Below are 13,134 nucleotides of genomic sequence, written 5' to 3'. Positions count from 1 at the left end.
GCGAAAGTAGTACTAAGACAAACCAGCATCAAGCAAAGTCAGAAACAAGACTCTCATTCCCAAAAATTATCAGACTATAAATCAAAGCTGACTGATCCTGCTTACCGCTGATATGCGCTTCTTCCAACGCGCGCAATTGATCGATATCAATTTGCCCTGTGGCTTCCAAAATGTCGTAAGGCATTAACTGATCGAGCAACGCTCTTTTGGAGAGCAGCGTACGCAACGGCATGCCAAACCCCGCTTTTCTCCTTTTTGTGATATCGGCAGGAAGTACATCGGCGTAAGCGGCTTTGAGAATCTTTTTGGAGCGGAGCTGTTTGTCGAGCTTGAAGTCAACGGGTAGGCCCGCGGCAAATGTCACCAAGTCGTGATCGAGATAAGGCACACGACTTTCCAAGCCATAGGCCATGGAAGAACCATCGAGGTAGTGCAGGTTTTTCACCAAGAAATTCTCCATTTCAAAGGCAAACAGACTTTCGAAATCATTGCCTCGAAGGCTCCCGAAGATTGACTCTAAGTCAGGTGGTTGTTTCAGCAAGCTGAGCGCCGAATCCACATCGCCCACCACGCTGAATCGAGCGGCTTGGTAATCCTTTCCGAGGTTGTTTCCCCATTTCTGCAAGTAGCGGCGGTAGGCTTTGAAGGGGCCTTTTCCCGCTTTGATCTTTTGCAAAAGCGGTGAGGCGATCCCTTTAAACCCGGGCACGGCTTGTGCCATGTGCGTGAGCTTGAGCAGGAAGTGGCCGTTGTAGCCGAGGAAGAGTTCGTCGGCTCCCATTCCGCTCAGCACTACTCGATGCTTTTGGGCTGCCCTTTCGGCAATAAGCATGGCTGGGATGATGGAGCCATCGGCGATTAAGTCGTCGCAAGCGGTGATGGATTTTCGAATCAAATCGGGAGTCAACTGATCCAATCCGATGGAGATGGTTTCCAAATTGAGGCTCCAGTCATCTGCCAGTTTTTTGGCGAAAGCACCGTCGGAGGTGGTTCCCTCAGCTTTTAGATCACGCTTATCTTTTACGGCGCAGTAATGCGTGAATTCCTTCCCTCGAAGATGGTAGGCAATGATGGACGAATCGAGACCTCCAGAGAGATAATTGGCAATGGGAACATCGGCGATAAGTCGCTCTTCAATTGCGGCGCCGAGTCGCTCGCGCAACTCGACTTTGGCATCATCAAAACTGCCGCGGAATGGCTTGACCTCGTCTTGGAGATTCCAGTACTTACTTTCGGTGGATTTTCCCGAATTCAAATCTATACGAAGAATGGTGCCCGGCGCCAATCGCCTCACTTCATTGTAAAGCGTGTCCTGAGCAGGACTGTATTTGAAGACCAAAAACTTTCCGAGGCCATCTTCTCTCGGAGAAAGACTCAAACCAGCTTGCGGGAAGGCTTTGATCTCGCTGGAAAATCCCAACAATCCATCGGACTCGTAGATGTAAAGTGGCTTCACGCCCATTCGATCTCGAATAAGGAGAAGCTCTCCTTTGTGACGGTCGAAGATGGCCATGGCAAAGTCGCCTTTCAAGTGGTGGACAAAGTCGGCGCCGAACTTTCGATAAAGCTTCAAGACGACTTCAGTATCTGAGTTTGAGTGGAACGACTCACCGCCAAGATGTGCGGCTTTCAGCTCACGGAAATTATAGATTTCACCATTGAATACGATACTCACCTCGCCCTCGTGCATGGGCTGATTCCCCTCGTCGCTCAGGTCGATAATGGAAAGCCTGCGATGCCCCAAAAAGAGGCACCTCTTACCTACCCATTCCTTAAAAGAGTTGCCAAAGTCGGGGCCGCGATGACGCAATGATTCGACAGATTCCTCCAGTCGCAGCTTCGATAAATCTCTTCCAACGTATCCAACTATTCCACACATGATTGACTCAATACGGTTTGGAAAACAGTTCGCATTTGACCGCTCATCGCTTTGGCGGTAAAATGAGTTGAATGGAGTTGATGTGAAGCTTTTCCCATACGAGTGCGAAGATCCTCGTCGCGGATTAGCTCAGCGATTTTCTCTGCCAGAAGTTCCGGATCGGGATTCTCTATTAAAAATCCATTTTCACCATCGATCACATTTTGACGAATGGCTCCGCGATCGGTACTCAAAATTGGCAATCCAGCAGCCGACGCTTCTACTAAACTCCACGGATGACCTTCAGGTGCTTTGGGAGCAAAAACGAAAATATTGGCATCGGCGAATGCTTGCCATTTTGCTTCTCCCGAAATACTCCCGTTCAAAAAGAAATTGGCGTAACGCTCAACCATTTTGATACACTCGCTTTTGTAGGAATCGTTATCCCAGCTGCCATAGCCGTGGAACTCGAATCGGAGCTTTTGCTTTTCGTGAACCAAAATTAAGGCTTGCAGCAACTCTTTGATCCCTTTTCCCGGAAGGTAATTGGCCAAATAGAGAATGCGCAAGGACTTCGTTCGGCATTCAGGAAACTGGTAGTCGGCTCCATTAGACACCACAAAAATCTTTTCAGAAGGAACCAAGCCTTCGAAGAGATAGCGCAGGTTTTCACCTAAAACAATTACCCCGTGCACCTTTGCCAAAGCACCCTTGACCATGTTTTTTCGGATCGGATCTAAGCCATCAAACCACTTTCTAAACTCACTACCACGAAGTTGAATCACCACTCGTGCGCCGGACTTGGCGGCCATTCTGATAAAGGGAATATCTTTCAAAAACCCAGCAGTAGTTTGCCCGATAGGCACTAAAACAAGATCAGGTTTTACCTTCTTTAGACTTTCGTCAAAGTTCGAATACAGCGCTCTGATAGTTTTGATCTTTTGCAACTTAAACCGACCCATATCTGCTACATCGGCGTTGATACGTGTATCGAAATGATGGAGATCAAAGTCCTCTTGCAAGTCGGAATCGAGAATGATTCGCGTCGCAATAGCTGGCCCCATCAAAGGAGGAGGCAGCTTGCCTAAGATTAGAATTCTTGGTTTTTCCATCTTAAGCGTAGGTTTTCGGGGAGGGCTGCATAAGCAAATACAGCCATAGTGAAATACATGAATGGGGCGTAAAATGTAGGCGTAACGCTGATACTATAAAACAGCAACGCAGCAAAAGTAGCGTAAAGCAGGAAGCGCTGTGCGGGGCCGAGCAAGATATTTCTTCGAAAAACTACGACGAGCATACGGACGTATAAAATCAGACCCAAAATCCCCGTGGCGAAGAGCATTCGAATGAAATCGTTGTGTGAACCAATCCCGATAAACTGGAAGACATAATCGAACTTGAGTGGATAACCGAAGAATTGAACAGGGACGTTTTCCGAAGAAAACTTTTCTAGCATCACCCTCCAGCGTCCGACCCTTCCGTGAAGCAGTCGATCTGTGTCTTCATCACCGGAATATACTGCCAAATCTGTTTCGATCAAAGGTGTAATCTTTTCATCTACTATGCTGCTACCGAAATAAGAAATCCCGATTCCGACGATAACGATCATAGCAAAACCCAAAGCGGGGCTCCCTTTCCTGAAATTGAAAAGCAAGAACAAAGCAGTGATTAGGAAAAACACCGTATACGTGGCGGTGTGGTGAATATTCACCAACCCGAGAATGCCGAAAAATGCCACGACACCCACTAGAATCAATCGCTTGTTTTGAGCTACAACGTGATTTCTAGAGAAGAAAAAATAAGTGGCCGCCGAAATGGCAAAGGTGATATACATCCCATAACTGACCACATCACCGAAGCTCCCCTGAATTCTTTGCAGTCCGCGACTCTCTTCTATTCGAATGGGATTCACCAAAACTTCAAAAAGTAAGATCGCCACGATAAAAATCCCCGCATAAAGGAAGGATTGAAGAATTCCATGCAAGTCTCTGAGATCACGAATGAATATTCTCAGAAAAAAGAAAAGGTAAACGGGCAAGGAAAGTTTGAGCAGAAACTCGATGGTAAGAATGGAAAGCGGATCGTAAAGCAGTAGAAAAAAGCAATTGAGCAGGACGATGATCGACCAGTGCAAAAATGCCTTATCGACTTTGCCAAAAGGCGGCGAGCGAAATTTAACCATAGCCGCAATGGCCAAAATAGGAGTAATCACCCCAACGAGGTAAGGGGGTGAGGCGAGCGGACTGACTTCCTTGAGAAAGTAAAGGCTATCGACAAGTGGGCGCAGCACCACCAAAAGTGGAAACCACCTGAGTAACCAAGGTAAATCGCGCAGCCATTCTGTCCATTCCCGAAACGTCATAAAGTTTTACAAAGAAAACCCGAGCAGGCAGAGCGAGAGCGCAAAAAGTAACCTTTTTATCAACGAGCTGAAGGAAGTTTCAAACGCAGCCCTAATTTGGTTTTAATTCAATCGTAAGCCCCAACGCTTTGGCTAGCAAGGCAAAATTGGATAGCCGAATATCCTCACCACTTTCAATTCTTGAAATATAAGGTCTCTTTTTACCTACTTTCTCTGCCAGAACTTCTTGACTCATTTTCAATTCTTTCCTGCGGTTTCTGATCAATTCACCAAAATAGTAGGAAAAGGCTTCCTCCTTAAAGCGTTCTCGCTCTTCAGACCCCTCTTTTCCGTATCGTTTAGCAATCAGATCTTTGGCATTTATAATCTTTCCCATGGCGTTATTCTAAATATTGTTCAAGAGCTTTTTCGGCTCTCTTGATAGCTTTTTTATAATCCTTCGTCGACTTCTTCTGAAAACCTACGAGACAAACAGCTTTTGAAGATTCTGTGAAGTTCAAATGGTCAATTGCAAAAATTATGATGCGATACTCATTTCTTGTTTTAATTCGTAGCTCATAAAACTGAGTTGTTTGTAGTTTCTTCAAAAAGTGCGCATGCACTTCCTTTAATTCTCCAATGATCTCCACGAGCTGAAAAACTTCAGAGAGACCCTTTCATCCTGCGAGTCTATAAAATCAAGACATTCTTGGGATATGAAGATTTCTCTCATACTACAAATGTAACGAATTCGTTACATTATTCACGTTAATAGAAAGCCAATTTTACTTACCCTCTAACCTCTATTGACTGAAAGAAGAAGTTCAGCTTGTCTTTTCCAAGAAAAAAGATCTTCATTTTTTGCGGCCAGATCTCCGCGATTCTCGACCAGGAGATCACCAAATTCCATAGAATCGAAATCCTTAACGATTTGCCCCTGATCGCTTTCGCGAATGAGGTGTGAAAGGCTTTTGGTTTCGGGAAGAAAAACGGGAAGACCGATACCCATTGACTCGATGATGGAGATGGCGGGAGTAGTGAACAATGCAACATCGGCAGCATTGTAAAACGCATTGAGGTCAACTCTTCTCTGATGCGGTAAAAGAATGAAGCGGTCTTGACCCAAATCTCGCTTCAAATGCTCTTCTAATTGTTTCGCATAGTCATCTTCTGCGCTGCCAAGCAATAACCATTTGGTATTCGGGCTGGCTTTCTGAAAGGCAGGAATAGCCCACTCCAAGTTCTTTTCGGGCCGAAATCGGGTGGCGGTGACCACTACCCGATCAGATTCTGAAAAACCCAATTCAGCTCTTTTGTTGGTTCGCAAATTCTCATCAAAGAAGAATTCATCGGGATGAAAGCCGAGACTAATGAAATCTTCTTGTTCGTCTAGTTTCTTTTGCCATTTTCCGCCGAGCATTCTCCCTGCCGCCTCAAAACTTTCGGGAGTGTAGGCTACCAATCGATCTGCTTTCGCAGCGGCTTTTTGGTACGTTGCTCTTTTGAAGAGCTCAAACAGCAATCGCGTCTTAGCAGAAGGTGAATCACCGTAACTCGCAGCATTGTCGCCAAATAGAACGGTGGTATGGACTCCCAACCCTAAAGCTGGCTTCGGAAAACGTTTTCCCAAGCCGATAACGATGATCATATCGGGATGAGAATTCACTACAGCTTTCTTGACGCCACGGCTGATAACTATTTGTCCGAGCGAAAAAATGGATTTGAGACGGATGACTTCAACGCCCTTGGGTGGCTGTCCAAACTCTTGGTGAAGATGACTGACGTATGGCGGAACGGCATCGCTGGTGACCACCGTAACACGATGACCCATTTCAGCGAAAGCCCGAGCTAGATGGACTTCAATATAACCCATGGCTGGCAAGAAGTGACCGCAGACAATGGTGATGTTCATACCAATTCGACTTTGAAAATTTTAAGCCATCGGATCAACCCGTAGATTCTCCAAAACTCCGATTGGGCGGAATTGGAATGCACGGGGTTGTTGAGCAAATCCATCACCGAGTTAAAATCAAACACCTCATCGAGTTCGAGGTCTTTCCAGTTTTTCTGTAATTGCGGAAAGAGCTCATCGCGCCACTCTTTTTGTGGCACCACAAATCCTAGTTTATCGCGTCGCCAAGCCAAGTCTTTTAATCCACGCTTGTCCAAAGCTTCTCGTATAGGGTTCTTTGTCCAGCCATTTTTCAAAAGGTTCTCGTGTGGCTGAGAAAGCGTCCATTCAACCAATCGATGATCAAGAAATGGCACCCGACTCTCGATGCTAAAGCGCATGGAGTTTCGATCTTCGTAATGGAGCAATTCCTGCAAGCCAAAACCGACACTCTTTAAAGCGAGTTCGGTAAACTCAGAGGCTCCTCTCTCGGGCACGTCAAGCTGCGCTGCTCTATTATGGTAGTTTTCGGCAATTAAATCAAAACCCAAGCGCTTCTTTTTCCGCACCAAGAGTTTCAAGCTTTTCGGCAAATTGTAAAATAGAGAGCGCAACATAGCTTGCTCCATTTTGGGGTTAAAATTCTTCTTTAAAGCCTTCATCTCTCGATTAAAACGACCGAGATTTCCCGACTTTAAAATGGAGAGTAGGTATGCTCCCGCAAAGGGATAATACCCGCCAAAGACTTCATCGGCTCCTTGCCCGTCGAGAAGAACGGTGATCCCATTTTTTCGCGCCGACTTCATGACGGCGTATTGGGCGAATACCGAAGCCGAGCCAATGGGGCGTTCTTGGGTGCGAATAATTTCGTCAAATGCCTCGAGGAAATCGCGGGAGCTAGGGCTTGTGAAATGCTGATTCAAATCGGGACAAGCTGAAGTCAACTGCATAGCAAAACGTGTCTCGTCAATATCCGAATTAGGAAAAGAACAGGTAAACGTTTTTTTCACCGAGGGACAAGCTGTGGCAACGATTAGACTGGAATCCAATCCACCGCTAAGGCAGGAGCCCACTTCCAAATCGGAAATCAGGTGCTCTCGAATGCTATCGCCAAAGCGCTCATCGAAGGTTCCGTTGGCATACTCACTTTTGCGAATTTGCTTGCGAAGGTTGTAGTAATGAGTTTCAGTTTTAGAAAGAGTATCCAAATTGAAACTCAAATAATGTCCGGGCTTTACCGATTCTATTCCTTTAAAGAAATTCTCGCAGGGGTCGTCCGTAGCGCCGTACACCAGAAATTGCAGCAGCTTGTCGCGCTGCCATTCTGACTTCATTCCCGGAAGAGAAAGAAGCGGTTTCACTTCACTAGAAAAAGCCAAGCCGTCATTTTTTTCAGTGAAGTAAAGTGGTTTGATCCCAAAGCGATCGCGCGAAAGTACCAGCTTGTTCTTTTCCAAATCGAGAATAGCCATGGCCCACATGCCTCTGAATTTCGAAAAGGCTTCTTCGCCGATTTTGGCATAAAGCTGGAGAATGACTTCGGTGTCGGTTCCCGTTTTAGTTGGCAGTTTGTATTGCTCTCGAAGCTCTTGAAAGTTGTAAATCTCCCCGTTAAAGGTGAGATAGATTTCTCGGTCTTGGTGCCGCATTGGCTGATGGCCTTGCGGCGAAAGGTCGAGAATAGAGAGACGACGATGAAGTAGGGCATTTGGAGAAGGAAGAGAATCAGGTAGCTGCTCCAAATCTTTGATTACACTATCATCACCCGCATAGGGAATGGCCGCGCCTTGATTTACCAAGAGGAAGCCCTCATCGTCAGGCCCGCGGTGTCTCAGCATACCCGAGGCTTTGCGCAAGGCATGCCCGTTCAAGCCTTTATAATTCCATACACCGAAGATGCCGCACATAATGCAAGTATAAATGAAAATGCAAGGTGGATTGGACTTCGATTGCCATCACTTATTTACAATCTATCTTCAGCTCGATCTAGGAGTTTGAAGATAGGCCTCTTTCAACTTATTCGAAAAAGCAGCTGTACCGAAATTATTCTCAATACTCGACCTGACTTTTTTGGGATCAAAGCCCTCAATCCTTTCGATCATTTCACGTAATCCGGCTTCAATACTTTCAGGCTCGATTTGAATTGAATTAGTTGAGCTACTATAATCTAAAGGTCCTGTCCGATCCGAAATTACCACAGGAAGCCCTGTTGCCATAGCCTCAGCTGCTACCAGGCCGAAGCTTTCAAACTCACTTGGGAAAACGAGAAAAGTCGACTCATGAAAAAGCGTTCGCATCTCTTCTCGGTTGAGTTGCTTTCGAAGAAATTCTACTCCAGCTTCCAAATGGTTCTCTTCGATAAACGTCTGTATAGCATCTCCTTCTACTCCATCACCCGCAATAGTCAATCGGTATTCGGGAAATTCATCTTTGATTTTATTGTAAGCTTTCAGCGTTCGTAGACCACCCTTAAATGGATCGAGTCTCCCAAGAAAAAGAATGTGTTTGGTGGCGGTCAAGGGCTTTTCTCGAAGAGAGAAAAAATCAGTGTCAATAGGGTTTCCGAGCACAGCCATCCTTTGGGGCTTAATGCCACTTTCGAGGATTTCCTTCTCCAAGTGTTTGCTCACTGGCATCACCAAATCGGCTTTTTCCATGATGCCCTTCACTCGTTTGAGGATCGCGGGTCTAGCCGAAATGGCCGACCAAGGGCCTGTGTGCTCAGTGATCACGAAAGGCACATTCCAATGAGCCGCCAGCTTAGCTACCCACTTACCTCGCTGCGCTGTTCCGTGGAGATGAATGAGATCGGGTTTGGGCAGTTTTTTGGTAAACTTCAAACTCTGTCTTTCCCAATAAGTGTATGCTGCAATATTAAACGGGAATCTCCATTTTTTCGCAAAGAGATGAAGATCAAAGCAACGAGCGCCTTCTACTTCCTCGTATTGACCGCGGTACCAAGGATTGGAATTGAACACCGTGACCTTGGCAAAAGCTTGCATGGCTGTTATGTAGTCCTTCATGAAAATTCCCGCTACGGGATTCTCATCGGTAGGAAAGTTTTCGGGAATGAGGAGGATGTTCATGTTTTACGACTCCTTACTGAACAAGTACGTCACATCACTACCCGCCTTCTGGTTTCGAGGCGTGGCTGCATCGCCGAAATAGTCGCGGGTGAGCTTATACTTCAAGTCGTTGCTAAAAAGTCTGGATAGCCCCAAGAATGACTGATTGTAGCGGAAGCTCTGCTGCAAATGGAAACCATTTCCAGTCACTTTTTTCAAAAGATCTTTTTCGGAAACCTTGTTCAATTTGTACTTGTCCTTCCCGATGGCTCTGCGCAATCCGAGATAAGAATGGATTAGCTTAGCGAACCAATGATCACTATCGGTATTTTGAAGAATGAGACTCCCACCCGGCTTCACCAATTTCATCGATTCTTCGAGAAAGCGCATCGGATCGGCGATATGGGCCAAGATACCGATGTTCATCACCAAGTCGAATTGCTGCACTCCAAAATCGTGGGCGTAAAAATCGCCGTTGATGAAAGTGACTTTCGATTTTGCCTCATCGGGAATTCGCGACTTAGATGTAGCGATCATATTTTCGGAAAAATCCATCATGGTGATGTGTCCGAAATTCTCGAGAAAAGGCGCAGAGATATCTCCTGTACCGCACGGCATGTCCAATACTTGATCGAAATGCTCGTCACCGATAAAATGCGCCACCGTTTCCGCTCGAATGCGGAGGTTGTAATTATAAGTGAGGTACACATCGGTGCGCTCAAAAAAAGCTTTTACTTCATTGGTTTTCATCGGCGATCGCGAATATGATTCAGCGGTGAGCCCGCAAAAATACCATAAGGATGGACTTTATCGCTTTTACGAACCAAAGATTGAGAGCCGATAACGACTCCATCGGGAATACTAACTCCCATCAATACAACAGTCTGAGCACCGAGTAAAACGTCATTACCAATAGAGATCGGCGCGCCTTCATCTCCCTGATCAATAATATTTTGATCGCGATCCGTTTTATGAAAGCTTCCGCGAATGCTGACATGCTCTGCTATAGCAACAGCCTTGCCGATAGAAATCTCGTCGATGGAAGAATACCGACTATAATCTCCCAACGTGCAGCGTTCACCAATATTGAGTGAGCCTGTTCTCGCGATTTCAAAAATCACTCCCTTGCCCACAGATACATTATCGCCAATACGGATATTCCCTTTCGGGATGTCCTTGAAGGAGGGAAGCCTCAAACACTTCAGACCTTTGCCCACCTTACATCCGAGCGCACCGAGGTAGATGCTTACAAGCCAGCCATTGAAGCGGTAGCGAAAGTAAAGCAGGTATTCAAAGAATCGTGTCAATTCCAGCGTTTTTTAATCTGTTGGCGGTAAATATCGCGAAGGATAGGCCATTCGGCCAATTTTGCAATCAAACTATTTCTCTTCCGTTTTTTCAAGCAAAACTCGTGAAGCTTCTCCATCTCGTCGGGAGTCCCTGTACCCAATTCTTTTTGAATGATGGCGGCTTCTCGATAGGTCTCACAAGAAAAATTACTGACTCCGCCAGTGCTGAATTTTGCCAAGGTCTGATCGAGGTATTGAAAATCTATTTTTTCCAAGTATGCGCACAACAGCCAATGGTAATCTGCTGCTTGTTTAAAGCGGACGTCGTATGGTCCAAGCTTTTCAAATAGTTCCGCTTTTACAAAAGTAGCAGGATGAAAAACACCCATGGTTTTTGGCATGAGTTTCAAATTGGGCTTTTCGATACGGGTCAAGATTTCTCCGCTCAGCTCCCTTTCTTTTTGGAGGTTTCCATAAATGATCGAAGCCTTGGTGTTTTTGGCGAAAGCCTTTACCCACTCTACGGTCTCGGGAAAATAAGCATCATCGCTATTTAGAAATGCAAGATACTGACCTCTAGATCTTGCGATGCCCTTGTTCATAGCATCGTAAATCCCTCCATCCTCTTCAGAAACAAAGGAGGTCACTAAATCGCCAAAGGATTTCACTATTTCTTGCGTGCCATCAGTGCTGGCTCCATCAATGACGATAGACTCAAAGTCCTTCGACGTTTGACTTTGCAGCGATTCGAGCGTTTGACCAATAGTCTTCACTGAATTAAAACTCACCGTGATGACAGACAGAAAGTGGCGTTCAGTCATGACCAAGTTTAGCAATTAATTTTTCGATGAGCTTGCTCCATGAAAAAGTGTTCCGACCATGCTCGCTTGCCTTCATAAGGAAGTCGCTTCCGGAATATTTCAATGTGGCCTCCTCAATGGCGGCTGCAAATGACACTGGGTCATTGTCTTCAAAAAAACAGCCGAATTGGCCGTCTTTACAGATATCGCGGTACGCGTACATACCCTTGTGGCCAACAAGGCAAGAACCAAAGTAGAGTGCTTCCACGAATGAAATTCCAAAAGATTCAAACCGTGAAGGGAGAAAAAACACAGAAGCTTTTGAATAAAGATCATAGAGTCTCTTTCGATCGGATATGATTCCCGTGAACCTTAGTTGGTCAAGCCATTCGGGATGTAATCGGAAAAATTCGTCGATCTTCAATTGGAAATCATCGCTGATCGGACCGACGATCACGAATTTCCATTCTGGCAGTTTTATTTGAGGCAAGGCTGCGAGTAGCAATTCGTAGTTTTTATCTGAACTTCCCAATCGGCCAACAGAGAGAATAATGTTTTCTTTGACGGGTGTCCCCGAAAAGTGCTCACCCAAGTAGTTGTCATTGCAGCCATTCGGCAAGTATTGGAGAATTGGAGAAAGCTCAGGGTAGGTCTGTGCGGTCAACACTAAGCCTTCGCTATTTTCGATTGTCGCTAAATCCAGCTTTCGAAAAAAATCCTTTTCGGTCCGCTGTAACAGAGCGTTCTTGATCGGGTTTTTGGCATATCGCTTTCGCGAAAGCAGATGATCATTGTAGGCATCCAGCTTCAGGTAAAGCTTGCCTTTTGGATTCAACCGCTTGTAGTAAGCTCCGTAAAAAATACTGTCCCTACTAAGGTGAAAGAGATGGAGCACATCTACTGATTTGGCATTGGCCTTAAGCCAATCCAGAAAGGCCCGATCAAGAAAAAAGAGTGGTCGCTTTTCCTCGAGAAGCTCAATATTCAGACCTCCCACCTCATCGGGAATGGAGATAGTGGCCTCCGAGTGCCCCAGGAGGGTAGATTCATAGCCAAACAGATTGACGTAAAACGGAATCATACCGACATCCTTGGTAAGATGAATGCTTTCGAATTTTGGGAAGTAAGTGAGCCAGCGCATCAATACTCAATGAGGAATTTATTGATACCTATGGCACGACTAATGGATCGTTCGAGCGAACGCAATTTCATCTTATAAGGATTGCGCGCCATGCTGTTTCCGTGACTCCCTGATACACCTTCGTATTGAGCATTTTCATGAAGTAACTCTACCGATTTGGAGAAATCATTGTCGCGAATAGCATCATAAATGACGTGTTCAATAAAGCGGCCTTGAACGTCATTGGATTCGATGTATTTCCCGAAAAGGTGATCCCGATAGAACTGCGTTTCTACACCAAAAAATCCCGTGATGGCCACTTTCATCTTTTGGTGCAAATCGATGTGAAAAGGAGCCTTCATTTTTTCGATAAGTGAAGGTGCATTTCTGACTAAGTAGCGTCCCGTGATCTTGACAAAGTATTCTCCACAAAGACCTTTTTCAACCAATTGATCGAGCGTATAAAATTCTTGAAACCCTTTACCTTTAGACAAGTCTGAATGGGGCTCAATGGTCTGCCAATGGAAGCGATCGTGATCGAGGAAGGGTCTGAATAGCGGTGATTCATTGGGATCGAAACCCGAATTTTCTGCAAAGACGATCGGCTGTGAAGTATTCTGCAGATAAAACGAAATACACTTGGCGTAATCTTCTATTCTTCGGTCGACATCGGCTCTCGCCACAAAATCAACATTGGGCCTGATGGTTGCCGTGAGTACGATGGTCGCATTCCGCATGGCTCAAAGATACATTTTCAGCCATGAGAAATG

General features: G+C 45.6%; 13 protein-coding genes. All 13 read right to left on the bottom strand.

Features of this window, described 5'->3' with window-relative positions:
* Positions 1-28: 28 nt before the first annotated feature.
* The gene (gene asnB, locus O3Q51_04955; GenBank protein MCZ4408143.1) at positions 29-1,879 is read right to left on the bottom strand and encodes an asparagine synthase (glutamine-hydrolyzing); all 1,851 of its coding nucleotides are present in this window, start codon (positions 1,877-1,879) and stop codon (positions 29-31) included.
* The gene (locus O3Q51_04950; protein ID MCZ4408142.1) at positions 1,867-2,970 is read right to left on the bottom strand and encodes a glycosyltransferase family 4 protein; all 1,104 of its coding nucleotides are present in this window, start codon (positions 2,968-2,970) and stop codon (positions 1,867-1,869) included. The genes asnB (O3Q51_04955) and O3Q51_04950 overlap by 13 nt, the downstream gene beginning before the upstream one ends.
* Positions 2,949-4,220 (bottom strand): hypothetical protein, encoded by a 1,272-nt coding sequence (locus tag O3Q51_04945; GenBank protein MCZ4408141.1) that lies wholly within the window; start codon positions 4,218-4,220, stop codon positions 2,949-2,951. Before O3Q51_04945 ends, O3Q51_04950 begins: the two co-directional genes overlap by 22 nt.
* A 91-nt stretch (positions 4,221-4,311) precedes the next feature.
* Positions 4,312-4,596, bottom strand: coding sequence for a helix-turn-helix transcriptional regulator (locus O3Q51_04940; protein ID MCZ4408140.1), 285 nt, complete (start codon positions 4,594-4,596; stop codon positions 4,312-4,314).
* A gap of 4 nt (positions 4,597-4,600) precedes the next feature.
* Positions 4,601-4,822: a type II toxin-antitoxin system RelE/ParE family toxin gene (locus O3Q51_04935; protein MCZ4408139.1), complete on the bottom strand. Its 222-nt coding sequence runs from the start codon at positions 4,820-4,822 to the stop codon at positions 4,601-4,603.
* A 173-nt stretch (positions 4,823-4,995) separates the two neighbouring features.
* Entirely contained in the window at positions 4,996-6,111 is a 1,116-nt protein-coding gene (locus tag O3Q51_04930) for a glycosyltransferase family 4 protein (GenBank protein MCZ4408138.1), read from the bottom strand.
* Complete coding sequence (asnB, locus tag O3Q51_04925) at positions 6,108-7,997, bottom strand: asparagine synthase (glutamine-hydrolyzing) (protein ID MCZ4408137.1); 1,890 nt, start codon at positions 7,995-7,997, stop codon at positions 6,108-6,110. Before asnB (O3Q51_04925) ends, O3Q51_04930 begins: the two co-directional genes overlap by 4 nt.
* Before the next feature lie 69 nt (positions 7,998-8,066).
* On the bottom strand, positions 8,067-9,176 hold the full coding sequence (locus tag O3Q51_04920) for a glycosyltransferase family 4 protein (GenBank protein MCZ4408136.1): 1,110 nt from the start codon (positions 9,174-9,176) through the stop codon (positions 8,067-8,069).
* A gap of 3 nt (positions 9,177-9,179) precedes the next feature.
* On the bottom strand, positions 9,180-9,905 hold the full coding sequence (locus O3Q51_04915; protein MCZ4408135.1) for a class I SAM-dependent methyltransferase: 726 nt from the start codon (positions 9,903-9,905) through the stop codon (positions 9,180-9,182).
* Positions 9,902-10,462 (bottom strand): acyltransferase, encoded by a 561-nt coding sequence (locus O3Q51_04910; protein MCZ4408134.1) that lies wholly within the window; start codon positions 10,460-10,462, stop codon positions 9,902-9,904. Before O3Q51_04910 ends, O3Q51_04915 begins: the two co-directional genes overlap by 4 nt.
* Entirely contained in the window at positions 10,459-11,265 is an 807-nt protein-coding gene (locus tag O3Q51_04905; GenBank protein MCZ4408133.1) for a glycosyltransferase family 2 protein, read from the bottom strand. Before O3Q51_04905 ends, O3Q51_04910 begins: the two co-directional genes overlap by 4 nt.
* Positions 11,258-12,385, bottom strand: coding sequence for a glycosyltransferase family 4 protein (locus O3Q51_04900; GenBank protein ID MCZ4408132.1), 1,128 nt, complete (start codon positions 12,383-12,385; stop codon positions 11,258-11,260). The genes O3Q51_04905 and O3Q51_04900 overlap by 8 nt, the downstream gene beginning before the upstream one ends.
* Positions 12,385-13,101 (bottom strand): hypothetical protein, encoded by a 717-nt coding sequence (locus O3Q51_04895; GenBank protein MCZ4408131.1) that lies wholly within the window; start codon positions 13,099-13,101, stop codon positions 12,385-12,387. The genes O3Q51_04900 and O3Q51_04895 overlap by 1 nt, the downstream gene beginning before the upstream one ends.
* Positions 13,102-13,134: the final 33 nt, after the last annotated feature.

Source organism: Cryomorphaceae bacterium 1068 (assembly GCA_027214385.1).
GTDB lineage: Bacteria > Bacteroidota > Bacteroidia > Flavobacteriales_D > Cryomorphaceae > JAKVAV01.
Note: the sequence above shows the minus strand (reverse complement) of the source record. Positions and strands in the feature narration are given on the sequence as shown.

What these genes read in the sequence shown, in the direction of transcription:
- asnB (MCZ4408143.1), bottom strand. Translation starts at nt 1,879, where the DNA reads ATGTGTGGAATAGTTGGATACGTTGGAAGAGATTTATCGAAGCTGCGA.
- O3Q51_04950 (MCZ4408142.1), bottom strand. Translation starts at nt 2,970, where the DNA reads ATGGAAAAACCAAGAATTCTAATCTTAGGCAAGCTGCCTCCTCCTTTG.
- O3Q51_04945 (MCZ4408141.1), bottom strand. Translation starts at nt 4,220, where the DNA reads ATGACGTTTCGGGAATGGACAGAATGGCTGCGCGATTTACCTTGGTTA.
- O3Q51_04940 (MCZ4408140.1), bottom strand. Translation starts at nt 4,596, where the DNA reads ATGGGAAAGATTATAAATGCCAAAGATCTGATTGCTAAACGATACGGA.
- O3Q51_04930 (MCZ4408138.1), bottom strand. Translation starts at nt 6,111, where the DNA reads ATGAACATCACCATTGTCTGCGGTCACTTCTTGCCAGCCATGGGTTAT.
- asnB (MCZ4408137.1), bottom strand. Translation starts at nt 7,997, where the DNA reads ATGTGCGGCATCTTCGGTGTATGGAATTATAAAGGCTTGAACGGGCAT.
- O3Q51_04920 (MCZ4408136.1), bottom strand. Translation starts at nt 9,176, where the DNA reads ATGAACATCCTCCTCATTCCCGAAAACTTTCCTACCGATGAGAATCCC.
- O3Q51_04915 (MCZ4408135.1), bottom strand. Translation starts at nt 9,905, where the DNA reads ATGAAAACCAATGAAGTAAAAGCTTTTTTTGAGCGCACCGATGTGTAC.
- O3Q51_04905 (MCZ4408133.1), bottom strand. Translation starts at nt 11,265, where the DNA reads ATGACTGAACGCCACTTTCTGTCTGTCATCACGGTGAGTTTTAATTCA.
- O3Q51_04900 (MCZ4408132.1), bottom strand. Translation starts at nt 12,385, where the DNA reads ATGCGCTGGCTCACTTACTTCCCAAAATTCGAAAGCATTCATCTTACC.
- O3Q51_04895 (MCZ4408131.1), bottom strand. Translation starts at nt 13,101, where the DNA reads ATGCGGAATGCGACCATCGTACTCACGGCAACCATCAGGCCCAATGTT.